Origin of the sequence: Pseudomonas sp. Kh14 (genome assembly GCF_900291005.1) — a bacterium.
GTDB lineage: Bacteria > Pseudomonadota > Gammaproteobacteria > Pseudomonadales > Pseudomonadaceae > Aquipseudomonas > Aquipseudomonas alloputida.
In genome coordinates this window covers 1-271 of the sequence record NZ_OLKJ01000119.1, presented here as the reverse complement: position 1 = coordinate 271, position 271 = coordinate 1, and the positions used below count along the sequence as shown (strand labels likewise).

The following is a 271-nucleotide window of genomic DNA, read 5'->3' as shown; positions in this document are numbered from 1 at the left end:
CTCCTGGGCGGAGAGGACGCGGGACTCCATCACTTTCAGCTCCGGGGTGACAAATCGCTCCCCGTTGGTCAGGGTCTGCTTGCGGATGTAATCCTGGGGAACCAGGTGCAGGTTAGCCCGTGAGACCTCGATGTAGTAGCCGAAGACATTATTGAAGGCTATCTTCAGCGATCTTATCCCCGTCCTCTCCCTCTCCGCCCCCTCCAGCCGGCTTATCCAGCCTCTCCCGTCCCTTAAAATCTCCCGGAACTGGTCGAGCTCGGCATTGTAG

The 271-nt window shown here is 58.7% G+C and carries 1 pseudogene; it reads right to left on the bottom strand.

The annotated features are described in order from the left end of the window. Positions 1-271, bottom strand: a pseudogene (locus FQ668_RS27535) (DNA mismatch repair protein MutS); the annotation flags it as partial.